The sequence below is a fragment of the Streptomyces sp. NBC_00094 genome (assembly GCF_026343125.1).
GTDB lineage: Bacteria > Actinomycetota > Actinomycetes > Streptomycetales > Streptomycetaceae > Streptomyces.
In genome coordinates this window covers 3,133,431-3,155,825 of sequence record NZ_JAPEMB010000001.1, presented here as the reverse complement: position 1 = coordinate 3,155,825, position 22,395 = coordinate 3,133,431, and the positions used below count along the sequence as shown (strand labels likewise).

Genomic DNA, 22,395 nt, shown 5'->3' with positions numbered 1-22,395 from the left:
GGCATCAGCCTCCGACGGTCTCGTTGCCGGGAGTGGGGCCGTAGCCCGGGAGGCCGGCGGCTCGGGCCAGTTCGAGGTCCAGGGCTTCGCGGCGGATGCGCTGATCCACGTAGAGGAGGACGGTCACACCGGCCGAGATCGGGTAGGTGACCGCGCTGGTGATGACGCCGCCGATGCCCGTGACGATCAGGAACGGCCAGCCGAAGGCGGTGGAGGAGCCGGAGAGGAGGCCCGAGAAGCCGTCGCCGTCGATCGCGATGCCGACGATGGTGAACGGGATCGCGATGATCATCGTGAAGATGAAGATCAGCAGCTGGGTGAGCAGGGTGATGCCGAAGATCCGCCACCACGAGCCCTGCACCAGCTTCGCCGAGCGCTTCAGCGAGCTGACGACGCCCTGGCGCTCCAGCATCAGGGCGGGGGAGGCGAGGCTGTAGCGGATCAGCAGCCAGACACCTGCCGCCATGGCACCGAACCCGCCGAGCACGATCAGGGCCACGCCGACGGAACCGCCGATCAGGAGACCGGGGAGCAGGCCGACGGCGATGACGGCCAGGCTCAGCGCCACCATCAGCAGGGTCAGTCCGAGGAGCTGGAGGAGGCGCGGACGGGCCTCGCGCCAGGCGTCGCCGAGCGAGGCCGGGCGGCCCACGATGGCGCGGCTGATGACGACGGTCAGCAGGGCGGCGCTGACGAGGGACGTCACCAGCGTGACGAGCAGGGCGGGGCCCAGTCCGATCAGGGAGTCCTGGGCAGCCTGGAGCGACTGCTCCAGCTGCTCGGCGGGCGTCGCGTCGGGGCTGAGGGCCGGAGTCGTGGGGACCAGATACCGCTGGCCCAGGAGGGAGGCGATCTGGGAGATCACCGCGACCGTGACCGAGATGGACAGCACGGTGCGCCAGTAGGTGCGCAGGGTCTTCACCGAGCCGTCGAGGATCTCGCCCATGCCCAGCGGGCGCAGCGGGATCACGCCCGGCTTGGCGGCCGGAGGCCTGCCCCAGTGGGGGTTCGGGGGCGGGGCACCCCAGTTCCGGCCGGGAGTCGGAGGCGGCGTCTGACCGGTGGGCGGGGACCACTGGCCGGCGGGCGGCTGGTCCTTGGACCACTGAGAGGCGGGGCCGTTCGCGTCGGCGGGGGTGGTGGGCCGGGGGATGCCCGAGCCGTCCTGGCCGTCGGAGGGAGCGGATCCGGGCGAGGTCCAGCCCGGAGTGTCGTTCACGGTCGTCCACCTCGGAGGAATGGTCGCGGTGCCGGATCGGCGAACCGGCTCGGTCACGGCGGCCGACACCTGGCACGGCGGCGGGCCGGGTGCCATCGTGCCACGTGGGGCCCTGCCCGTGGGTGGGAGCGGCCTTCTCCTTCGTACCTTTGTCCGGACCTTCATTGATCGGGCGGTAGGCGGCACACTGTGCGAATGCCCGATCTGGACGCGCGACCCGTGCGGCGGCGGGCCGAGCGGAGCGTGATCCACGAGATCGCGGCCCGGGCTGGGGGAGACGCTGTGGGACAGGTCACGGCAGGTAACGATTGGCTAATGGGATGATGTCGATATGAAGGGACGCGTTCTTGTCGTCGACGACGACACCGCACTGGCCGAGATGCTCGGCATCGTGCTGCGGGGTGAAGGGTTCGATCCGTCGTTCGTCGCGGACGGTGACAAGGCGCTTGCCGCATTCAGGGAGGCCAAGCCGGACCTGGTGCTGCTGGACCTGATGCTGCCCGGAAGGGACGGCATCGAGGTGTGCCGACTCATCAGGGCCGAGTCGGGTGTGCCGATCGTCATGCTGACCGCGAAGAGCGACACCGTCGACGTGGTGGTGGGTCTCGAGTCCGGGGCCGACGACTACATCGTGAAGCCGTTCAAGCCGAAGGAGCTCGTCGCCCGTATCCGGGCACGGCTGCGGCGGTCCGAGGAGCCGGCTCCGGAGCAGCTCACCATCGGTGACCTGGTCATCGACGTGGCCGGGCACTCCGTGAAGCGGGAGGGGCAGTCCATCGCCCTGACCCCGCTCGAGTTCGACCTGCTCGTCGCGCTGGCGCGTAAGCCGTGGCAGGTCTTCACCCGTGAGGTCCTGCTGGAGCAGGTCTGGGGTTACCGGCACGCGGCCGACACACGGCTGGTGAACGTGCACGTCCAGCGGTTGCGCTCGAAGGTCGAGAAGGACCCCGAGCGCCCGGAGATCGTGGTGACCGTCCGTGGCGTCGGTTACAAGGCGGGACCGAGCTGACATGACTGAAGGCAGTACTGCTCCGAAGCCCGGGGACCCGGGAGTCCGTACGGGGCGGACTGCCGGACCGGGGCGGGGGGGCCCGCGTTTCGGCCGTCTGTCGTTCGGACGGCTGCTCAAGGACGGAGCGCCGGGTGGACCGGTGTTCCGGCTCTTCGCGCGCTGGGTCCGCCGCCCGCTGCTGCCCGCCGTCCGGTTGTGGCGGCGGAACATCCAGCTGAGGGTCGTCGCCGGCACTCTGCTGATGTCTCTCGGAGTGGTGCTGCTGCTCGGCCTCGTCGTCATCGGCCAGGTCCGCAACGGACTGCTCGACGCCAAGGAGCGGGCTGCCCAGAGCCAGGCCGCGGGCGGGTTCTCCGCCGCGCAGGACCGGGCGGCGACCACGCCGTCGGCCCCCGGCGAGCAGGACGGGGGGCGGACCGGCGCGTCCGTGAACTGGCGCTCCACGCTGGTCGAGCAACTCGCCAGCGGCGGGCAGAGCGCCTTCAACGTGGTCGCGCTCTCCCTCGACGCCGGTGACACCGCGAGCCGTGGCGCTCGGGCCTCGGGTGAGGTCGACCCCACCACGAGCATCCCCGCCGATCTGCGGCTCTCGGTCGCCCAGGGCGTGGACACCTTCCAGAAGTCGACCCGGATCAACTACACCAACGGCAAGGCCTCCGAGGCCGGGCTGGTGATCGGCAAGCGGCTGAACGACGCCGACGGGACCCCGTACGAGCTGTACTACCTCTTCCCGCTGACGCAGGAGGAGGACTCCCTCACGCTGGTCAAGGGCACCCTGGCGACCGCCGGGCTGTTCGTCGTCGTGCTGCTCGGCGCCATCGCCTGGCTCATGGTGCGCCAGGTCGTCACGCCCGTCCGGATGGCCGCCGGGATCGCCGAGCGGCTCTCGGCCGGCCGTCTCCAGGAGCGGATGAAGGTCACCGGCGAGGACGACATCGCGCGACTCGGCGAGGCCTTCAACAAGATGGCCCAGAGCCTCCAGCTCAAGATCCAGCAGCTGGAGGAGCTGTCGCGGATGCAGCGGCGGTTCGTCTCGGACGTCTCGCACGAGCTGCGTACCCCACTGACCACGGTCCGGATGGCCGCCGACGTCATCCACGAGGCCCGTGTCGACTTCGACCCCGTCACCGGGCGCGCCGCCGAACTCCTCGGCGACCAGCTCGACCGCTTCGAGTCGCTCCTCTCCGACCTCCTGGAGATCAGCCGTTTCGACGCCGGAGCGGCGGCCCTGGAGGCCGAGCCGATAGACCTGCGCCAGGTCGTGCGCCGGGTCATCGGCGGCGCGGAACCCCTCGCCGAACGCAAGGGCACCCGGATCGTGGTCCTCGGCGACGAGCAGCCCGTGGTGGCCGAGGCGGACGCCCGCCGGGTCGAGCGGGTGCTGCGCAACCTCGTCGTCAACGCCGTCGAGCACGGCGAGGGCCGGGACGTGGTGGTGAAGCTGGCCGCCGCCGGTGGGGCCGTGGCCATCGCCGTCCGTGACTACGGCGTCGGGCTCAAGCCGGGCGAGGCGACCCGGGTGTTCAACCGTTTCTGGCGCGCCGACCCCGCCCGTGCCCGCACCACCGGCGGTACGGGCCTCGGCCTGTCGATCGCGGTGGAGGACGCCCGGCTGCACGGCGGCTGGCTGCAGGCCTGGGGCGAGCCCGGAGGCGGTTCGCAGTTCCGGCTGACCCTGCCGAGGACGGCGGACGAGCCGCTGCGGGGCTCCCCGATCCCGCTGGAGCCCGAGGACTCGCGGCGCAACCGGGAGCAGGCGGCCGCCGGACGCGCGCAGGAGAGCGCGCGCCTCGCGGCGGTTCCGCCGCAGCCCGTCGGAGACCGGCCGGCGCTGCCCGTACCGCCGAGGCTGCCCGCGCCGCCGCGGACGACCGTCGACCCGACGGCCCTGCCCGGCAGCGGCGCCCGGGTGGTGGCGCGAGCGGCGACGGACACCGACGGCGCTGGGACGAGCGCGGTGACGGCCGGGGGAACCGGGAACGCGGAGCGGGAGGACGGGACACGTGGGCGCTGAATCCCGACAGGGACGCGCGGGGTGGGGCCGGAGCAGGCACGCGGTGGTGCTGGCCGCGTGCGGGGGGCTCCTCGTGACCGGGTGCGCGACGATGCCCGACAGCGGCGACGTACAGGTGGTGAAGGGGCAGAACCCCGGTGACTCGCAGGTGCGGGTCTACGCGGTCGCCCCGCGCGAGAACGCGGCCCCCGGCGAGATCGTCGACGGCTTCCTGGAGGCCATGACCAGTGATGACCCCGGCTTCGCCACCGCCCGCAAGTATCTGACGGAGCAGGCCGCGGAGAGCTGGAAGCCGGAGCAGAGCATCACCGTGCTCACCACCGCGCCCGACCGCGAACCGTCCGACCGCAATTCCGATCCGGACGACCAGGACCGCATCTACCCGCTCTCCGGCCGCAAGATCGCGACGGTGGACGCCCGGCATGCCTACCAGCCGGTCAGCCCCGCCGCGTACGTCCAGTCGATCCGGGTCGTGCAGCAGACCGCCGCGGACGGCAAGAGCAAGGAGTGGCGCATCGACAGCCTGCCCTCGGGGCTGGTGCTCGGTGAGGCCGACTTCCTGCGCAACTACCGGTCGGTCAACAAGTACTACTTCGCCTCCGGGGAGGACCGGGTCGTCGCCGACCCGGTCTACATCCGGCAGCGCCAGGACCCGGTCACCCGGATGGACCCGGTGACGCAGACGGTCAAGGCGCTGCTCGAAGGACCGACGAACTGGCTGAAGTCGGCCGTCGACTCGCAGTTCCCCTCCGGTACGGAGCTGAAGGCGGGCGTCACCTCGCTGACGACGGACGACCAGTCCACGCTGAAGGTGCCGCTCAACGCCAAGGCGAACCAGGCGGGGGGCGAGGCGTGCCGGCGGATGGCGGCGCAGCTGCTCTTCACGCTGGGCGATCTGACCTCCGTACGCGTCGAGCAGGTCGAGCTCCTGAAGTCGACGGGAGATCCGCTGTGCCGGCTGGGCAAGGGGCAGGCGGCCGAGTTCGCGGCGGACCACGGCACCGTGCCGAAGGAGAACCCTTACTTCGTCGACGCGCACGGCAAGCTGATGAAGCTGGAGGTCGGGGGCGAGGAGACCGACGAGCCGGCCGAGGTGCCCGGGCCGTTCGGCCGGGGGACCACCCCTTTGCAGTCGGTCGCCGTCGACCGCGGCGAGACCCGGGCCGCAGGGGTCGGGACGAACGGGCGCGACCTGTTCGTCTCCTCGATCACGACGGAGCAGGACCCGCTGCCGGCCGTGCTGTCGAGCAAGGCGGCCCGTCCCGCGGACCGGCTGTCCGCGCCGAGCTGGGACGGTCGGGGCGACCTGTGGGTCGCCGACCGCAACCCCGCGGAGCCGCACCTGTGGATGGTGCCCGACGGCTCCGGTGATCCCGTCGAGGTCCGTACGCCGTGGCTGACGGACGACACCCGGGTCGAGGCGCTGAGGGTCTCGGCGGACGGCGTGCGGATCGCCCTGCTGGTGACGCAGGGGGAGCGCACCACACTGCAGATCGGCCGGGTCGAGCGGCAGACGACGGGGGCGGAGCCCACGGTGTCGGTCGTCGACCTGCAGCCCGCCGCGCCACGGATGGAGTCGGTCACGGCCGTCTCGTGGGCGGGCCCGAGCCGGCTGGTCGTCGTCGGCAAGGAGGCGGGCGGCGTGCAGCAGATCCGCTACCTCCAGACGGACGGCTCGACCTCGGCGAGTGCGGTGCTTCCCGGTCTGAACGGGGTGACGTCGGTCGCCGCGCCGAACGGCGACGGGGCTCCGGTGGTGGCGGACTCCGGGAACGACGGCATCGTCCGGCTGGCGCCGGGGACGAACTGGCAGCCGGTGGTCAAGACCGGCGGCTCTCCCGTCTACCCCGGGTAGCGGCGCCGCTGTCGGCGCCCCGGAATCGGGGCGCACCTGACGTACTTCCGGGGTTCGGTGGGGTTCCTGGGGACCGAGTGGTTCCGGGGGACCCCACGGGTTTTCCACAGGGGTGGTCGGCGGCGGCCGGAGCGCGCACAGTGGAGTCATGCGGGGGTGGTGGCGCGAGATCGCCGGGCTGGTGCTGCCGGTCGCCTGCGGAGGCTGCGGCGGGCCGCGCACCGTCCTGTGTCCGGTGTGCGCGGGCGCGCTGACGGGGACGGGGCCGCGCAGGGTGCGGCCGGACCCGGAGCCCGAGGGGTTGCCGGTGGTCCATGCCGTCGCGCCGTACGCCGACGCCGTACGGGAGCTTCTTCTCGCTCACAAGGAGCGGGGGGCGCTGGCCTTGGCCGGGCCTCTGGGCGGTGCGCTGGCCGCCGCCGTGGCGGCCGCTGCCGGGCCCGCCACGGGCCTCGGCTCTCCCCCGCTGCTCCTGGTACCGGTGCCGTCCTCACGGCGCTCCGTACGGGCGCGTGGCCACGACCCGACACGACGGATCGCGCTGGCCGCGGCCGCCCGGCTACGGGGCGAGGGCCGGGCGGCCCGGGTCGTGCCCGTACTGCGCCAGCGGCGGTACGTGGCGGACCAGGCGGGTCTCGGGGCGCGCGGGCGGCTGGCGAACCTCTCCGGGGCGCTGGAGTTGGTGCCGGGCGGTGCGCGGCTCGTCGAGGCCGGAAAGGTGGTTCTCGTGGACGACCTGATGACCACGGGCGCTTCGCTCGCGGAGGCGGCGCGTGCGCTCGGAGACGTCCATCTTCCGTTCATTCCCGGATTACCGCAGGGAATGGCGGGGAGGGCTGCGGGGACTTCTGCGCAGCATGGATTCGAACAGCGGCAGGCGGCTGTGATCGCATCCTCTCCCGCCTCGTTCGAAATAAACCGGAACTCGCCAGGAACTTGGATCGTTGCAGGTGGTGAGAGGTGAAAGCACCCGAACGGAGGTAAGTCTCGTTACCGGGTGCCGACACCCGTCCGAAGGGGCTATGTTCGGTTGTGAGGAATGGCGAACGCCACTGCCTCACCGAATACATGGTTGCGCCTACAGGACAGGAGTTCAGGGCGAATTAACCTCTTGTCGATGGGGTGGGGATCTTGTCGACTGGGGAGGAGGAGGTAAAAGTCGCCAAGTCCGAGCTCCGGTAACCACCGGAGTCTGGTGCAAAGGGAGATGCCCGGCGGCCAAGGAGCCGACCAGGGCGATCCGGGAACGGAGTTCTGCGTGGACATCGTCGTCAAGGGCCGCAAGACCGAGGTGCCCGAGCGGTTCCGCAAGCACGTGGCCGAGAAGCTGAAGCTGGAGAAGATCCAGAAGCTCGACGGCAAGGTGATCAGCCTCGACGTCGAGGTGTCCAAGGAGCACAATCCGCGCCAGGCCGACCGGTCGGACCGCGTGGAGATCACCCTCCACTCCCGAGGTCCGGTGATCCGGGCGGAAGCGGCGGCAGGCGACGCCTACGCAGCCCTGGACCTCGCCAGTGACAAGCTGGAGGCCCGGCTGCGGAAGCAGCACGACAAGCGGTACACCCGCCGTGGCAACGGCAGGCTGTCGGCGGCGGAGGTCGGGGACGTGGTGCCCGGCGCCGCCCAGCTCAACGGAGACGGCCAGCTGGTCGCCGACGAGGCCGACAAGGTGCCCACCACGATGATGGGCTCGATCGAGGTCCAGGGCGACGGCCCGCTGGTGGTGCGCGAGAAGACCCACCGGGCCGCCCCGATGACGCTCGACCAGGCGCTCTACGAGATGGAGCTGGTCGGCCACGACTTCTACCTCTTCGTCGACTCCGACAACAAGCAGCCGAGTGTCGTCTACCGGCGACACGCGTACGACTACGGCGTCATCCACCTGGAGAGCGACCCGCTCGCAGAGGGCGGCGGCGCCGGCGGTGCGCTCGGCGGCTGACTAGCCGCCACCGCACCATCCACACACACCTCAGGTGTCCCTCGCGGTGCCCCTGGAGCGCGGTTCGCGCCCCCAGGGGCACCCTCGTGCGCCCACAGGTAACCCCGCGCGGCGCCGGGGCATGAAAGCATGTCGTGCACGCCAACCGGTGCTCTTGGGGCAGTGGTTGGAGGACCGGAAACGAATTCAGGCCACGGCCTTCAGGGGGAGGAACGATGGCGGACAGCTTCGGGCCGGTGCTCAGCGGCCGTGAGTCCTATGGCGCGGTGACTTCGGAGAGGGCTCCGGAGGGATCGGATTCGGACAGCGAGGCCTACCGCAAGGAGCCGATCCGGGTCCTCGTCGTGGACGACCACGCCCTCTTCCGTCGTGGCCTGGAGATCGTCCTGGCCCAGGAGGAGGACATCCAGGTCGTGGGCGAGGCCGGCGACGGCGCAGAGGCCGTCGACAAGGCCGCCGACCTGCTGCCCGACATCGTTCTGATGGACGTACGGATGCCCCGGCGCGGCGGCATCGAGGCGTGCACCTCCATCAAGGAGGTGGCCCCCAGCGCGAAGATCATCATGTTGACGATCAGCGACGAGGAGGCCGACCTCTACGACGCGATCAAGGCCGGGGCGACCGGCTACCTCCTGAAGGAGATCTCCACCGACGAGGTCGCCACGGCGATCCGCGCGGTCGCCGACGGGCAGTCGCAGATCAGCCCGTCGATGGCGTCCAAACTCCTCACCGAGTTCAAGTCGATGATCCAGCGCACCGACGAGCGCAGGCTCGTGCCCGCGCCCCGGCTGACGGACCGTGAGCTGGAGGTCCTCAAGCTCGTCGCGACCGGGATGAACAACCGGGACATCGCCAAGGAGCTGTTCATCTCCGAGAACACGGTGAAGAACCACGTCCGGAACATCCTGGAGAAGCTCCAGCTCCACTCCCGCATGGAGGCCGTGGTCTACGCGATGCGGGAGAAGATCTTGGAGATCCGGTAGGTCGGCAGCCCGGCAGCCCGGCAGCCCGGCAGCCCGGTAGCCCGGTAGGTCAGCAGATCGGCAGGCAGGCAGGCAGGCAGGGCGGCGGCTCAGCTCAGGGCTCGTACGAGCTCCGGGGCCAGTTCGGGGTGGTTCACGCGCTCCGGGACCACGGACACCGCGTCGCAGCCGACCCATTCGGCCGCCTCGCGCAGTGCCTGCGCCACCGCCGGGACGGCCTTGGGGCCGTCCAGCGTGATCTGCCGGGCGACCAGCGTGCCGCCTTCGCGCGCCGGGTCCACTCGGCCGACCAGACGGCCCCCGGCGAGGACCGGCATCGCGAAGTAGCCGTGCACCCGCTTCTGCTTCGGCACGTACGCTTCCAGGCGGTGCGTGAAGCCGAAGATCCGCTCCGTGCGCGCCCGCTCCCAGATCAACGAGTCGAACGGCGAGAGCAGCGTCGTCCGGTGCCGGCCGCGCGGCTCGGAGGCCAGCGCCGCCGGGTCCGCCCACGCGGGCTTCCCCCAGCCCGCCACCGTGACCGGCACGAGCCCCGAGGCCTCGACCACCGCGTCGAACTGCTCGCCCTTGATGCGGTGGTAGTCGGCGATGTCCGCGCGCGTGCCCACGCCCAGCGCCTCGCCCGCCTGCCGCACCAGTCGGCGCACGCACTCGGCGTCGTCCAGCTCGTCGTGGAGCAGCGCCTGCGGGATCGCCCGCTCCGCCAGGTCGTACACCCGCTTCCAGCCGCGCCGCTCGACCACCACCACCTCGCCGTACATCAGCGCACGCTCGACGGCGACCTTCCCGTCGGACCAGTCCCACCACTCGCCCTTGTTCTTCGCGCCGCCCAGCTCGGTCGCCGTCCGCGGGCCCTCGGCCCGCAGCTGGTCGATCACCTTGTCGTACGCGCCGGCCGGCAGGTCGTGATGCCAGTGCGGGCGGTCGCGGTAGGCGCGGCGGCGGAAGGCGAAGTGGGGCCACTCCTCGATCGGCAGGACGCAGGCCGCGTGCGACCAGTACTCGAAGGCGTGGGGCCGGGCCGGGGCCGGGCCGGTGGGGGCGGGGGTCCAGTAGGCGTCCTCGACCGTCGTACGGCCCACGGCGCCCAGGCGCGCGTACGGAATGAGCTCGTGCGAGCGGGCCAGTACGGAGATCGTGTCGAGCTGGACCTGACCGAGAGCGCGCAGCACCCCGCGGACCCCGGACCTGCGGTCGGGGGCGCCCAGGAACCCCTGGGCGCGCAGCGCGATCCTGCGGGCTTCGTCGGCGGACAGTTCGGCGGCGGGGTGCGGCGCAGTCGTCATGCACCGCACCCTAGAGCCCGGCACCGACAGTCAGGTCTGGGCGGGCTGATCGCGGGCGGGGAGGTACGGCAACGGGCTCGGCAGGCCGAAGTCGGAGGGCAGCAGGGCGCCGATCCAGCAGTCCCGGAGCGTGCCCTTGTTGACGAGGCCGGCCCGCTGGACGCCCTCCACGGCGAAACCGACGCGCTCGGCCACCGCGCGCGACCCGGCGTTGCCGAGCTCGGCCCGCCAGACGAGGCGGGTGCAGCCCAGGCCCGTGAACGCCCAGTGGGCCAGGGCGCGGACGGTCTCCGTCATGTACCCGAGGCCCCGATGCTCCTCGCTCAGCCAGTAGCCGACCTCCCAGACGCCCGAGCCGCGGCTGATCAGCGTGATCGCCGCGAGCAGCGGGCCGCCGGACACCGGCTCGACGGCGAAGGTGTACTCCGCGTCCTCGCGCCAGCCGTCGGGCACCAGTCGGTTCAGGAAGAACTCGGCGTCCTGCCGGGTGTAGGGGTCCGGGACCACGGTCCAGCGCCGGATGTCCGGGTCCTGACAGATTTCGTACACCGCGTCCAGGTCGCCGGGAACGAAGTTCCGCAGACGCAGACGGTCGGTGGTGAGGGTGATCGGCTCCATGTCTGGATTGTGGTGAGCGACCGGAGCGGAAGCGAACACTTTTCGGGTGGGGCGGCACCTTCCGCCCACCTCGGGCGTTCTCTTTGAGGGAGGCCGTGCGGCTCGGGCACTGCGGGCCTCCCGTCGCGAGGGCGGTCTCGCTTACGATGGCCGTTGCGGTGGGGACCACCTGCCGTGCCCGCGCTCGCGTCCATCACAAGACCCAGTGCCAGGCCCGACCGGCAAGGAGACCAGCCTCAGTGTCCGTCTTCAACAAGCTCATGCGTGCAGGCGAAGGCAAGATCCTGCGCAAACTGCACCGCATCGCGGACCAGGTCAACTCCATCGAAGAGGACTTCGTCAACCTCTCCGACGCCGACCTGCGGGCGCTCACCGATGAGTACAAGCAGCGGGCCGCCGGCGGCGAGAGCCTCGACGACCTGATGCCGGAGGCCTTCGCGACGGTGCGCGAGGCCGCCAAGCGTGTCCTCGGCCAGCGCCACTACGACGTCCAGCTGATGGGTGGCGCCGCGCTCCACCTCGGCTACGTCGCCGAGATGAAGACCGGTGAGGGCAAGACCCTCGTCGGCACCCTGCCGGCGTACCTCAACGCGCTCTCCGGCAAGGGCGTCCACCTGATCACGGTCAACGACTACCTGGCCGAGCGCGACTCCGAGCTCATGGGCCGGGTCCACAAGTTCCTGGGTCTGGAGGTCGGCTGCATCCTCGCCAACATGACCCCGGCCCAGCGCCGTGAGCAGTACGCCTGCGACATCACGTACGGCACGAACAACGAGTTCGGCTTCGACTACCTGCGCGACAACATGGCGTGGTCCAAGGACGAGCTCGTCCAGCGCGGCCACAACTTCGCCTGTGTCGACGAGGTCGACTCGATCCTCGTCGACGAGGCCCGTACGCCGCTGATCATCTCCGGCCCGGCCGACCAGGCCACCAAGTGGTACGGCGACTTCGCCAAGCTGGTCACCCGCCTGACGAAGGGCGAGCCCGGCAACGCGCTCAAGGGCATCGAGGAGACCGGCGACTACGAGGTCGACGAGAAGAAGCGCACCGTCGCCATCCACGAGGCGGGCGTCGCCAAGGTCGAGGACTGGCTGGGCATCGACAACCTCTACGAGTCGGTGAACACCCCGCTCGTCGGGTACTTGAACAACGCCATCAAGGCGAAGGAACTGTTCAAGAAGGACAAGGACTACGTCGTCATGGACGGCGAAGTCATGATCGTCGACGAGCACACCGGCCGTATCCTCGCCGGTCGCCGCTACAACGAGGGCATGCACCAGGCGATCGAGGCGAAGGAAGGGGTGGCGATCAAGGACGAGAACCAGACCCTCGCCACGATCACCCTCCAGAACTTCTTCCGCCTGTACGCGAAGCTGTCGGGCATGACCGGTACGGCCATGACCGAGGCCGCCGAGTTCCACCAGATCTACAAGCTCGGCGTCGTCCCGATCCCCACGAACAGGCCGATGGTCCGCAAGGACCAGTCGGACCTGATCTACCGGACCGAGGTCGCCAAGTTCGCCGCCGTCGTCGACGACATCGCGGAGAAGCACGAGAAGGGTCAGCCGATCCTCGTCGGCACGACCTCCGTCGAGAAGTCCGAGTACCTCTCGCAGCAGCTCTCCAAGCGCGGCATCCAGCACGAGGTCCTCAACGCCAAGCAGCACGACCGTGAGGCGAGCATCGTCGCCCAGGCCGGCCGCCGCGGCGCCGTCACCGTCGCCACGAACATGGCCGGTCGCGGTACGGACATCAAGCTCGGCGGCAACCCGGACGACCTCGCCGAGGCCGAGCTGCGCCAGGCGGGTCTGGACCCGGTCGACCACGTCGAGGAGTGGGCCGCGGCCCTCCCCGCCGCCATGGAGCGTGCCGAGAAGGCCGTGAGGGCGGAGTTCGAGGAGGTCAAGGAGCTCGGCGGGCTGTACGTGCTCGGCACCGAGCGCCACGAGTCGCGCCGTATCGACAACCAGCTCCGCGGCCGCTCCGGCCGTCAGGGCGACCCCGGCGAGTCGCGCTTCTACCTCTCCCTCGGCGACGACCTGATGCGTCTGTTCAAGGCGCAGATGGTCGAGCGCGTCATGGCCATGGCCAATGTGCCGGACGACGTGCCGATCGAGAACAAGATGGTCACCCGGGCGATCGCCTCCGCCCAGTCGCAGGTCGAGACCCAGAACTTCGAGACGCGTAAGAACGTCCTGAAGTACGACGAGGTCCTCAACCGGCAGCGCGAGGTCATCTACGGCGAGCGCCGCCGCGTCCTGGAGGGCGAGGACCTGCGCGAGCAGATCCAGCACTTCATGGACGACACGATCGACGACTACATCCGCCAGGAGACCGCCGAGGGCTTCGCGGAGGAGTGGGACCTCGACCGTCTGTGGAACGCGTTCAAGCAGCTCTACCCGCTGAAGGTCACGGTGGACGAGCTGGAGGACGCGGCCGGGGACCGGGCCGGGATCACCGCCGAGTTCATCGAGAGCTCCGTCAAGGAAGACATCCACGAGCAGTACGACGCCCGTGAGCAGCAGCTCGGCGCGGAGATCATGCGTGAGCTCGAGCGGCGCGTGGTCCTGTCGGTCCTGGACCGCAAGTGGCGCGAGCACCTCTACGAGATGGACTACCTCCAGGAGGGCATCGGCCTCCGCGCCATGGCGCAGAAGGACCCGCTGGTCGAGTACCAGCGCGAGGGCTTCGACATGTTCACCGCCATGATGGAGGGCATCAAGGAGGAGTCCGTCGGCTACCTGTTCAACCTGGAGGTCCAGGTCGAGCAGCAGGTCGAGGAGGTCCCGGTGCAGGCGAGCGCGCCGTCGCTCGACAAGGGCGACGCGGTGCCGTCGGGCGCCGGGCGTCCGGAGATCCGCGCCAAGGGCCTCGAAGCGCCGCAGCGGCCGGACCGTCTGCACTTCTCCGCGCCGACCGTGGACGGTGACGGCGGTGTCGTCGAGGGCGACTTCGCCTCCGACGACGAGTCGGGCGACGGGATGACGCGGGCGGAGCGCCGTAAGGCGCAGAAGAACGCGAGCGGTGGGCGACGTCGTAAGAAGTGACGTCGTGTGGTCGTGGCCTTGTGAGGTCGTGACGCCGTGATGGGGAGGGGTCGGTGCCCGATGGGGCGCCGGCCCCTTCGTCATGGGTGCCGGGCGGCCACGTCGAGACCGTCGAGCTCGACGGCGGCGCAGCGCCAGCGCTGGTCGGCGCCACGCTCCAGGCGGAACGCCATCGCGCGTACGCGGTGGCCGGTGGCGATGCTCGCGAACGCCTCCATGACCGTGCGGTGCGGGTCCAGCTGGACGGAGCAGCGGCGCAGGACGGGGCGGGGGCCGAGCGACCGCAGGGGTGTCGTCGGGGCCAGCAGGACGAGCTGCTCGTACGCCTCGCCGACGGTGTGGCCGAGCATCCAGTGGACCGGCCGCTCCCCGCTGAGCACGGCGAGCAGGCGCTCCGCGAAGACGGTGTGCGGGGGAGCGCGCGGGGCGACGTGCGGGGGTGGGTGCCCGCCGCACCGCGAGGGTGAGTGCCGGCGGGGCCGCCGGGGGCGGTGCGGGGGCGCGGGGTGCGCGGGCGGGTGGCGGCGGCGGGGTGCGGCGTCTGGGTGGCGGTCGGGTGACTGTTCATGGCGAGCCCCTGTCGTTGCGTAACCGATTGATACCAGTCGGTAACTTCCGTTGGGGATCTTGTACGGGTGGGCTCCGAGCTCCCGCAAGGAGTCCGCGGCCTCGGGGTGGTCCCGCGGCGGAATCACCTATCAGGGTGACGCGGGGGGAAATCGGCTCTTCGGGGCCTTGCCCGGGCGGGCCGGTGGTGGACAGACGGCGCGTTCGGCCCGCCACCCCGAAGGGGGACTCCGCACGTATCCTGAGGGCCTCTCCGTCTACGAAAGCGGCCAGCCATGCGCGTGTACGTCCCCCTGACCCTCCCCGGTCTCGCACAGGCGCACAAGGCGGGCGAACTGGCCCCCGGCCCGCTGACCGCCTACGCCGTCACCCCCGCGCTGCGCGAGTGGTACGTCTCCGACGACATCGAGGAACTGGAGTACGCGGCGCTCAACCGCGCCGCCTCCGCCTCCCTGCGGCTGCTCGCCGGCGACCCCCAGGCGCCCCGGCGCCGGGTCGTCGTCGCCGTCGACGTCGCCGACAAGGACGCCTCCGTCGACCCCGACCGGGGGCTCGACGCGGGTTCGATCGGCGAGGTCCGGATCGCCGGATCCGTGCCGCTGGCCAAGGCGGCGGCGGTGCACGCCGACGCGGACGACGCCGAGGCGGACGTGACGGCCGCGGCGGCCGCGCTCGGGGCGGCGGACCAGGGCGACGACGACGCGCGGTTCGTGGTGGACGGGGCCGAGGACCACGAGCTGCTGTGGTTCGGGGTGCAGGAGATTCCCGGGCTGCTGGGGTAGCGGTTGGGGGACCTGGCCGGCGGACCTGATCGGACGCTGTCCGGGCCCGGTGGGGTCCGTTGTCGCAGGTGGCCGGTACCGTTTTTCCATGGGGAAGCACGGTAAGCATCTGGTCTGGGACTGGAACGGCACACTGCTCGACGACACCGGCGCGGTGATCGGGGCGACGAACGCGGCCTTCGCCGAGCTCGGGCTCGCGTCGATCACGCTGGAGCAGTACCGCGAGCTGTACACGGTGCCTGTGCCGAAGTTCTACGAACGGCTCATGGGGCGGCTGCCCACCGACGAGGAGTGGACCGTCATGGACGGCGCCTTCCACCGGCACTACTGGGTGCGGGCGGAGGAGTGCGGGCTCACGCTTGGCGCGGCCGAGCTGCTCGCGGCGCGACAGGACTCCGGATTCACTCAGTCGCTACTGTCGCTCGCGCCGCACGCGGACCTGATACCGCTCGTGCGGCGCCACGGGATCGCCGAGCGTTTCGTCCGGATGGACGGGCGCGTCGGCGACTCGACGGACGGGAAGTCCGGGCACATGGTGCGGCACCTGGAGGCGCTCCGTGTCCCGGCGGACCGGGTGGTCGTCATCGGTGACGCGGCGGACGACGCGGTGGCGGCGGCGCACGTCGGTGCGCGGGCGGTGCTGTACACCGGGGGGTCGCACAGCCGGGCGTCGCTGGAGCGGGTGGGGGTGCCGGTGGTCGACTCGCTGGCGGAGGCGGTGGCCGTGGCGGAGGGGTTGGTGTAGCCCCCCCGATGGGGCCGGGCCGGGCCAGACCGGTGTTGTGGCGTGGGCCCGCGGGAGTGGTGCGCCCGGCCTTCGGGGTTCCCACCTGCACCACCCGTACAACTTCGACGTCGGCCTCGGGTCTTCCCGTCGGCGGCCGCCCACCGTCGGCGGCCGCCCACCGTCGGCGGGGGCCGGGGGAGCCCTCCACCGCCGTCGCCCGCCGGTGGAGGGTGGAACACCCACCACCCCCGGCCGGCTGGGGGCGGAGCCCGCCACTTCCAGCCGGCGGGCGGTGGAACCCGCCCCCCTCGGCCGTCGACGGCCGAGGGGGGAAACGCTCCGGTGGGTGTCAGGCCTTGGCGCGGAGGACCTTCAGGAATTCGCGCATCCAGGTGGGGTGGTCCGGCCAGGCCCGGGACGAGACCAGGAGGCCGTCGACCACGGCAGCCGAGTCCTGGAAGGTGGCTCCGGCCGCCTGCATGTCGAGTTCGAGGGCCGGGTACGCCGTGACCCTGCGGCCCTCCAGGCCGCCGACCGCCGCCGTCAGGAGCGGGCCGTGGCAGATCTGGGCCACCGGCTTGTCCGCGTCGAAGAAGGCCTTGAGGATCTTGCGGAGCTCCGGGTCGTTGCGCAGGTACTCGGGAGCCCGGCCACCCGGGATCACCACCGCCACGTACGCGCCCGGATCGACCTCCGAGAAGGCCAGGTCCGCGGGCCAGGTGTAGCCCGGCTTCTCGGTGTACGTGTCGAAGCCCGGCTCGAAGTCGTGGACGACGAACCGGAGCTGCTTGCGGGCAGGGGCCGCGATGTCGACCTCGTATCCCTCTTCGAGCAGTCGTTGGTAGGGGTACATCACCTCCAGCGACTCCGCCGCGTCCCCGGTCACGATCAGGATCTTCGCCATGGCTCTCCCAGATCACAGATGGTCGGTCTGTCGTGCTGCGCCCATGCTCGCGTACACGCTGCCTCCGGCGGGCCGGTTTGCCAAGAGGACACGTGTCGCTGTCCATAACGTCAAACTTGGCCCGCTCTTTTGTACGCATACGGCTCATGACGGTTCGGGGGGCGAGGGCGATAGGCTTTTGCCGTGATCAGCGCGATACGCCGTGGGGGCAGCGAAGCCCCCGGCTGCCGCCCGGACCGCCACAGCGGCCGGGCCGACCGTGCGTTCGCCGATCCTTCCCGTCCGGACGCGCCACGCTCCGTGGCCGATTACGATCCGGGCATCTCTCATCGGGGCATAACGTCGTCTGCGACCGGAATCACCGCGTCGTGGCGTTGTGTCCTTTCTTCCACCGACGTCACGCAACGGCGCGCGACAGGAGTCAGAGGACATGCAGACCAAGCTGGACGAAGCCAAGGCCGAGCTGCTCGAAAGGGCCGCTCGGGTAGCTGAGCACAGCCCGGTCGGGGGGCGACTTCCGACGGGCCCGGAGGGTGCTGAGGAGCGCCCGGACCGGGACACCGTGCTCGAATACCTCCAGCGCTACTACCTGCACACCGCGCCGGAGGACCTCGGCGACCGGGACCCGGTCGACGTGTTCGGCGCCGCGCTCTCTCACTACCGGCTCGCGGAGAACCGCCCGCAGGGCACCGCGAACGTGCGCGTCCACACCCCGACGGTGGAGGAGAACGGCTGGACCAGCAGCCACTCCGTCGTCGAGGTCGTCACCGACGACATGCCGTTCCTCGTCGACTCGGTCACCAACGAGCTGTCCCGCCAGGGCCGCGGCATCCACGTCGTGATCCACCCGCAGGTCCTCGTCCGCCGTGACGTCGCAGGAAAGCTCATCGAGGTCCTGTCGGCCCAGATCCACGGCGACCTGCCGCACGACGCGCTCACCGAGTCCTGGATCCACGTCGAGATCGACCGCGAGACCGACCGCGCCGACCTCAAGCAGATCACCGCGGATCTGCTGCGCGTCCTGTCCGACGTCCGCGAGACGGTCGAGGACTGGGACAAGATGCGCGATGCCGCGCTGAGGATCGCCGAGGGTCTCCCGGCCGAGCCCACCGCCTCCGACCTGCGGCCGACCGAGGTGGAGGAGGCCCGCGAGCTGCTGCGCTGGCTCGCCGACGACCACTTCACCTTCCTCGGCTACCGCGAGTACGAGCTCGTCAACGGCGACGCCCTGTCCGCCGTGCCCGGTACCGGCCTCGGCATCCTGCGCTCCGACCCGCAGCACTCCGGCGACGACGAGGGCCACCACGCCCACCCCGTCTCGCCCTCCTTCAGCCGGCTGCCCGCCGACGCGCGCGCCAAGGCCCGCGAGCACAAGCTGCTGATCCTGACGAAGGCCAACAGCCGGTCGACCGTGCACCGCCCCTCGTACCTCGACTACGTCGGCGTGAAGAAGTTCGATGCCGCGGGGAACGTCATCGGTGAGCGACGGTTCCTCGGGCTGTTCTCGTCCGCCGCGTACACCGAGTCCGTGCGACGCGTGCCCGTCGTCAAGCGCAAGGTCCAGGAGGTCCTCGAAGGCGCCGGCTTCTCGCCGAACAGCCACGACGGCCGCGACCTGCTCCAGATCCTGGAGACCTACCCGCGCGACGAGCTCTTCCAGACCCCGGTCGACCAGCTCCGGTCCATCGTCACCAGCGTCCTGTACCTGCAGGAGCGGCGCCGACTGCGGCTCTACCTGCGCCAGGACGAGTACGGCCGCTACTACTCGGCCCTCGTCTACCTGCCGCGCGACCGCTACACCACCCGCGTCCGGCTGCGGATCATCGACATCCTGAAGGAGGAGCTCGACGGCACCAGCGTCGACTTCACCGCCTGGAACACCGAGTCGATCCTCTCCCGGCTGCACTTCGTCGTCCGCGTCAAGCGCGGCACCGAGCTCGCCAAGCTGACCGACGCCGACGTCGACCGCATCGAGGCCCGGCTCGTCGAGGCCGCCCGCTCCTGGGCCGACGGCTTCGGTGAGGCGCTCAACGCCGAGTGCGGCGAGGAGCGCGCCGCCGAGCTGCTGCGCCGCTACGGCAACGCCTTCCCCGAGGGCTACAAGGCCGACCACTCGCCGCGCGCGGCCGTCGCCGACCTGGTCCACCTGGAGGCCCTCGCCCGTACGGACAAGGACTTCGCGCTCTCCCTGTACGAGCCCGTCGTCGCCGGCCCCGGCGAGCGCCGCTTCAAGATCTACAAGACCGGCGACCCGATCTCCCTCTCCGCCGTCCTGCCGGTCCTCAACCGGCTCGGCGTCGAGGTCACCGACGAGCGCCCGTACGAGCTGCGCTGCTCCGACCGCACCCACGCCTGGGTCTACGACTTCGGTCTGCGGATGCCGGCCCCGACCGGCAACGGCGGCGACTACCTCGGCGACGACGCCCGCGAGCGCTTCCAGGAGGCCTTCTCCGCCACCTGGACCGGCGAGGCCGAGAACGACAACTTCAACTCCCTCGTCCTCTCCGCCGGGCTCACCTGGCGCGAGGCGATGGTGCTGCGCGCCTACGCCAAGTACCTGCGCCAGGCCGGTTCGACCTTCAGCCAGGACTACATGGAGGACACCCTCCGTAACAACGTCCACACCACCCGGCTGCTCGTCTCCCTCTTCGAGGCCCGGATGGCGCCGGAGCGCCAGCGCGCCGGCACCGAGCTGATCGACGGCATCCTGGAGGAGCTGGAGGGCGCCCTGGACCAGGTCGCCTCCCTCGACGAGGACCGCATCCTGCGCTCCTTCCTCACCGTCATCAAGGCGACCCTGCGCACCAACTTCTTCCAGCGGAGCACGGACGGGGCCTCGCACTCGTACGTGTCGATGAAGTTCGACCCGCAGGCCATCCCCGACCTGCCGGCCCCGCGCCCCGCCTTCGAGATCTGGGTGTACTCGCCGCGCGTCGAAGGCGTCCACCTGCGCTTCGGCAAGGTCGCCCGAGGCGGCCTGCGCTGGTCCGACCGCCGTGAGGACTTCCGTACGGAGATCCTCGGCCTGGTCAAGGCACAGATGGTGAAGAACACCGTCATCGTGCCGGTCGGCGCCAAGGGCGGTTTCGTCGCCAAGCAGCTCCCGGACCCGTCCGTGGACCGGGACGCCTGGCTCGCCGAGGGCATCGCCTCGTACAAGACCTTCATCTCCGCGCTGCTCGACATCACCGACAACCTCGTCGCGGGCGAGGTCGTCCCGCCGGTCGACGTGGTCCGCCACGACGAGGACGACACGTACCTCGTCGTCGCCGCGGACAAGGGCACCGCGACCTTCTCCGACATCGCCAACGGGGTCGCCGAGTCGTACGGCTTCTGGCTCGGTGACGCCTTCGCCTCCGGCGGCTCCGCCGGCTACGACCACAAGGGCATGGGCATCACCGCCCGCGGCGCCTGGGAGTCCGTCAAGCGCCACTTCCGCGAGCTGGGCCACGACACCCAGACCCAGGACTTCACGGTCGTCGGCGTCGGCGACATGTCCGGTGACGTCTTCGGCAACGGCATGCTGCTCAGCGAGCACATCCGCCTGGTCGCCGCCTTCGACCACCGGCACATCTTCATCGACCCGACCCCCGACGCGGCCGTCTCGTACGCCGAGCGTCGCCGTCTCTTCGACCTGCCCCGCTCCTCCTGGGCCGACTACGACACGTCGCTGCTCTCCGCGGGCGGCGGCATCCACCCCCGTACCGCCAAGTCCATCCCGGTCAACGCGCAGGTCAGGGCCGCTCTCGGCATCGAGGACGGCGTCACCAAGATGACCCCGGCCGAGCTGATGAAGGCCGTGCTCCACGCACCCGTCGACCTGCTCTGGAACGGCGGCATCGGTACGTACGTCAAGTCCTCGGTCGAGTCGAACGCGGACGTCGGCGACAAGGCCAACGACGCCATCCGCGTCGACGGCCAGGACGTGCGCGCCCAGGTCATCGGCGAGGGCGGCAACCTCGGTGCGACCCAGCTGGGCCGCATCGAGTTCGCCCGGACCGGCGGCCCCGAGGGCCAGGGCGGCAAGGTCAACACCGACGCCATCGACAACAGCGCCGGCGTGGACACCTCCGACCACGAGGTCAACATCAAGATCCTGCTCAACGGGCTCGTCACCGAGGGTGACATGACCGTGAAGCAGCGCAACAAGATCCTCGCGGAGATGACCGACGAGGTCGGCACGCTCGTCCTGCGCAACAACTACGCGCAGAACACGGCCCTGGCCAACGCCGTCGCCCAGTCGCCCTCGCTGCTCCACGCCCACCAGCGCTTCATGCGCCGCCTGGGCCGCGACGGCAGCCTCGACCGCTCCCTGGAGTTCCTGCCCAACGACCGGCAGATCCGCGAGCTGCTCAACAACAGCAAGGGCCTGAGCCAGCCGGAGCTCGCCGTCCTCCTCGCGTACACCAAGATCACGGTGGCCGACGAGCTGATCGGTACGGAGCTGCCGGACGACCCGTACCTGCGCGGACTGCTCCACGCGTACTTCCCGACGCTGCTGCGCGAGAAGTTCACCGAGGCCGTCGACAACCACGCCCTGCGCCGCGAGATCGTCACCACGATCCTGGTCAACGACACCGTCAACACCGGTGGCTCGACCTTCCTGCACCGCCTCCGCGAGGAGACCGGCGCGTCGATCGAGGAGATCGTCCGGGCGCAGACCGCGGCCCGTGTGGTCTTCCGCCTCGGCCGGGTCTGGGACGCCGTCGAGGCCCTCGACAACCGGGTGCCTGCCGAGGTCCAGACCCAGATGCGGCTGCACTCCCGCCGGCTCGTCGAGCGCGGTACGCGCTGGCTGCTCAACAACCGGCCGCAGCCGCTCCAGATCGGCGAGACCATCGAGTTCTTCGCCGATCGCGTCGAGGAGGTCTGGGACCGGCTGCCGCAGCTGCTGCGCGGTGCGGACCTGGAGTGGTACCAGTCGATCCTGGACGAGCTGACCGAGGTCGGCGTGCCGGAGGAGCTCGCGCTGCGGGTCGCCGGCTTCTCGTCCGCCTTCCCGGTCCTCGACATCGTCGCGATCGCGGACCGGACCGAGAAGGAGCCGCTGGCGGTGGCCGAGGTCTACTACGACCTGGCCGACCGGCTGCGGATCACCGACCTGATGGACCGGATCATCGAGCTGCCGCGCAGCGACCGCTGGCAGTCGATGGCCCGCGCGTCGATCCGCGAGGACCTGTTCGCGGCCCACGCGGCGCTCACCGCGGACGTCCTGGCGGCGGGCAACGGCACGTCGAGCCCGGAGGAGCGGTACAAGGCCTGGGAGGAGAAGAACGCGGCGATCCTGGGCCGCGCGCGGACGACCCTGGAGGAGATCCAGGGCTCGGACACCTTCGACCTGGCGAACCTGTCGGTCGCCATGCGCACGATGCGCACGCTGCTTCGTACGCACAGCTAGCGGTAGGAGACGGAAGGGCCCCGCCGGTGTTCCGGCGGGGCCCT

14 protein-coding genes and 1 pseudogene are annotated in these 22,395 nt (G+C 70.8%); 10 read left to right on the top strand and 5 right to left on the bottom strand.

From position 1 onward, the window contains the following. Positions 1-4: 4 nt before the first annotated feature. On the bottom strand, positions 5-1,219 hold the full coding sequence (locus OG580_RS13570; protein ID WP_267043923.1) for a hypothetical protein: 1,215 nt from the start codon (positions 1,217-1,219) through the stop codon (positions 5-7). 331 nt (positions 1,220-1,550) lie between these two features. Here OG580_RS13570 and mtrA point away from each other — a divergent pair, with 331 nt between their 5' ends. The 6 genes from mtrA to OG580_RS13540 all read left to right on the top strand — a co-directional run bounded on the left by mtrA (position 1,551) and on the right by OG580_RS13540 (position 9,022). Further along, positions 1,551-2,228 carry a two-component system response regulator MtrA gene (mtrA, locus tag OG580_RS13565; RefSeq protein ID WP_024758631.1) on the top strand — a complete coding sequence of 226 codons (678 nt, stop codon included), beginning with the start codon at positions 1,551-1,553 and terminating at the stop codon, positions 2,226-2,228. A gap of 1 nt (position 2,229) precedes the next feature. After that, a complete protein-coding gene (gene mtrB / locus OG580_RS13560) occupies positions 2,230-4,245 on the top strand; it encodes an MtrAB system histidine kinase MtrB (RefSeq protein ID WP_267043922.1) in 2,016 nt (671 codons plus the stop codon). Between the two features lie 91 nt (positions 4,246-4,336). Next, on the top strand, positions 4,337-6,100 hold the full coding sequence (locus tag OG580_RS13555) for an LpqB family beta-propeller domain-containing protein (RefSeq protein ID WP_267043921.1): 1,764 nt from the start codon (positions 4,337-4,339) through the stop codon (positions 6,098-6,100). Positions 6,101-6,248: 148 nt separating this feature from the next. Next, positions 6,249-7,064: a ComF family protein gene (locus tag OG580_RS13550; RefSeq protein ID WP_267043920.1), complete on the top strand. Its 816-nt coding sequence runs from the start codon at positions 6,249-6,251 to the stop codon at positions 7,062-7,064. Positions 7,065-7,358: 294 nt separating this feature from the next. Next, on the top strand, positions 7,359-8,039 hold the full coding sequence (gene raiA / locus OG580_RS13545) for a ribosome-associated translation inhibitor RaiA (RefSeq protein WP_267043919.1): 681 nt from the start codon (positions 7,359-7,361) through the stop codon (positions 8,037-8,039). Between the two features lie 215 nt (positions 8,040-8,254). Beyond that, complete coding sequence (locus OG580_RS13540) at positions 8,255-9,022, top strand: response regulator transcription factor (RefSeq protein ID WP_267043918.1); 768 nt, start codon at positions 8,255-8,257, stop codon at positions 9,020-9,022. Between the two features lie 89 nt (positions 9,023-9,111). Here the strand turns inward: OG580_RS13540 and OG580_RS13535 are convergent, their stop codons facing one another. Next, positions 9,112-10,308 carry a winged helix-turn-helix domain-containing protein gene (locus OG580_RS13535; protein ID WP_267043917.1) on the bottom strand — a complete coding sequence of 399 codons (1,197 nt, stop codon included), beginning with the start codon at positions 10,306-10,308 and terminating at the stop codon, positions 9,112-9,114. A gap of 30 nt (positions 10,309-10,338) precedes the next feature. After that, on the bottom strand, positions 10,339-10,926 hold the full coding sequence (locus OG580_RS13530; protein ID WP_267043916.1) for a GNAT family N-acetyltransferase: 588 nt from the start codon (positions 10,924-10,926) through the stop codon (positions 10,339-10,341). Between the two features lie 239 nt (positions 10,927-11,165). On the opposite strand from OG580_RS13530, the gene secA reads away from it, so the two are divergent. After that, positions 11,166-13,973 carry a preprotein translocase subunit SecA gene (secA, locus tag OG580_RS13525; RefSeq protein ID WP_267043915.1) on the top strand — a complete coding sequence of 936 codons (2,808 nt, stop codon included), beginning with the start codon at positions 11,166-11,168 and terminating at the stop codon, positions 13,971-13,973. A gap of 80 nt (positions 13,974-14,053) precedes the next feature. Here the strand turns inward: secA and OG580_RS13520 are convergent. Further along, positions 14,054-14,386, bottom strand: a pseudogene (locus OG580_RS13520) (Rv3235 family protein); the annotation flags it as partial. A gap of 429 nt (positions 14,387-14,815) precedes the next feature. Between OG580_RS13520 and OG580_RS13515 the strand changes: the two are divergent. Further along, positions 14,816-15,322, top strand: coding sequence for a hypothetical protein (locus tag OG580_RS13515; RefSeq protein ID WP_267043914.1), 507 nt, complete (start codon positions 14,816-14,818; stop codon positions 15,320-15,322). Between the two features lie 88 nt (positions 15,323-15,410). After that, complete coding sequence (locus OG580_RS13510) at positions 15,411-16,067, top strand: HAD family hydrolase (RefSeq protein WP_267043913.1); 657 nt, start codon at positions 15,411-15,413, stop codon at positions 16,065-16,067. 331 nt (positions 16,068-16,398) lie between these two features. On the opposite strand, the gene OG580_RS13505 is transcribed toward OG580_RS13510, so the two are convergent. Continuing rightward, positions 16,399-16,953, bottom strand: a complete 555-nt coding sequence (locus OG580_RS13505; protein WP_229314013.1) for a DJ-1/PfpI family protein — start codon at positions 16,951-16,953, stop codon at positions 16,399-16,401. Between the two features lie 430 nt (positions 16,954-17,383). Between OG580_RS13505 and OG580_RS13500 the strand changes: the two genes are divergently transcribed. Continuing rightward, a complete protein-coding gene (locus OG580_RS13500) occupies positions 17,384-22,351 on the top strand; it encodes an NAD-glutamate dehydrogenase (RefSeq protein WP_267043912.1) in 4,968 nt (1,655 codons plus the stop codon). Positions 22,352-22,395 lie beyond the last annotated feature (44 nt).